Below are 1,912 nucleotides of genomic sequence, written 5' to 3'. Positions count from 1 at the left end.
AGAGCGGCCAGCACGGACTGGCGGGTGGTGGCGGCGACGCCCGGCTTCCCGTTGAGAACGCGGCTGACGGTCGCTTCGCTCACCCCCGCCTGCAGAGCGATGTCGGCAAGCCGTGTGGTCACAGCACTGGACTGTAGCGGCCGGGGTTCTCCTTGCACACCGACGGGACGCCTGATGCGCGCCGTCGCACGGCCCGCTGCGGGTGGCTTGGTCATCGGGGTCCCTCGAAAGTCGTGGTCGGCGTCCGATCCGCAACGGATGATTCCCCCGGCGGACGCGGATGGCAAGTGCTTGCAGAGTCTTGCACAGCTGTCCGACTCCCCGCCGAACAGCTGGAAATACGGGCTGCGGAGCGGTGGGCAGGGGCTGGGGAGAGGTCGCGGCGGGATAACCATCCCGACCCCTTGCAACTTTTTGCTGCAAGGTCTTTCGCAAGTCCTTCCAGCGCGGCTAATCTCACCGACGCCCGGCCGCCAACGGCGCAGTCGGCAGCACATCGGGCTTTCACCCTCAAGGAGAACTCATGCGGCGTGGCATAGCGGCCACCGCGCTGGTGGCGTCCCTCGCCCTGGCGGCGACGGCCTGCGGCGGTAGCGACAGTGGCGACGAGGCCGACGGCCCGGTCACCATCACCTGGTGGGACACCTCCAACGCCACCAACGAGGCGCCGGCGTACCAGGCCCTGGTGAAGCAGTTCGAGGCTGCCAACAAGGACATCAAGGTCAAGTACGTCAACGTCCCCTTCGATCAGGCGCAGAACAAGTTCGACACCGCCGCCGGTTCCAAGGGCGCCCCGGACGTGCTGCGTTCCGAGGTCGGCTGGACCCCCGCCTTCGCCAAGAAGGGCTTCTTCGCGCCGCTGGACGGCACCGAGGCCCTCAAGGACCAGGACAAGTTCCAGCCCAGCCTGATCGAGCAGGCCACGTACGAGGGCAAGACGTACGGCGTCCCGTTCACCACGGACACCCTCGCCCTCGTCTACAACAAGGCCCTGTTCGAGAAGGCCGGCGTCGAGGCCCCCAAGACCTGGGACGACCTGAAGAAGGCCGCCGCCACGATCAAGGGCAAGACCGGCGTCGACGGCTACTGGGGCTCCACCCAGGCCTACTACGCCCAGTCCTTCCTCTACGGCGAGGGCACCGACACCGTCGACGCCGACGCCAAGAAGATCACCGTCGCCTCGCCCGAGGCCAAGAAGGCCTACGGCACCTGGCAGGGTCTCTTCTCCGGCAAGGGCCTGCACAAGGCCGACACCACCGCCGACGCCTACGCCCACATCCAGGAGGCGTTCGTCAGCGGCAAGGTCGCCTCGATCGTCCAGGGCCCGTGGGAGATCACGAACTTCTACAAGGGCTCGGCCTTCAAGGACAAGAACAACCTCGGCATCGCCACCGTCCCGGCCGGCTCGTCCGGCAAGGCGGGCGCCCCGACCGGCGGCCACAACCTGTCCGTCTACGCCGGCTCCGACGAGGCCCACCAGAAGGCCTCGATGAAGTTCGTGAACTTCATGACCTCGGCGAAGGCCCAGGAGACCATCGCGCTGAAGAACTCCACGCTCCCCACGCGCGACGACGCCTACACCGACAAGGTCAAGGCCGACCCCGGCATCGCCGGCTACCAGGGCGTGCTCTCCAGCGCCCAGCCGCGCCCGGCGCTGCCCGAGTACAGCTCCCTGTGGGGTCCGCTCGACGACGAGCTGATCAAGATCGCCGGTGGCAAGGAGTCCCTGGACAAGGGCCTCGGCAACGCCGAGACCGCCATCGCCAAGCTGGTGCCCGACTTCTCCAAGTGACCGCCGGGTGGCCGCCGGATCCCCCTGTCATGAGGGGGGGGGGTGGGGAGGGCCCCCGCCCCCGCCGGCGCCGGGGACCCGGGCGCGCTCCGGGAACACCCTTAAACACCCGAAGGTTTA

At 68.2% G+C, this 1,912-nt stretch carries 2 protein-coding genes; one reads left to right on the top strand and one right to left on the bottom strand.

Features of this window, described 5'->3' with window-relative positions:
- Positions 1–122 (bottom strand): LacI family DNA-binding transcriptional regulator (locus ABZ281_RS13080; protein ID WP_356654966.1); only part of this gene is annotated, 122 nt, incomplete at its 3' end.
- A 401-nt stretch (positions 123–523) separates the two neighbouring features.
- Here ABZ281_RS13080 and ABZ281_RS13075 point away from each other — a divergent pair.
- Positions 524–1,792, top strand: coding sequence for an extracellular solute-binding protein (locus ABZ281_RS13075; RefSeq protein WP_356654941.1), 1,269 nt, complete (start codon positions 524–526; stop codon positions 1,790–1,792).
- Positions 1,793–1,912 lie beyond the last annotated feature (120 nt).

The organism is Streptomyces sp. NPDC006265 (assembly GCF_040613555.1).
In the GTDB taxonomy this organism is placed as follows: Bacteria; Actinomycetota; Actinomycetes; order Streptomycetales; family Streptomycetaceae; genus Streptomyces.
The sequence above is the reverse complement of the archived record's forward strand: the minus strand, read 5'-3'. Positions and strand labels throughout refer to the sequence as shown.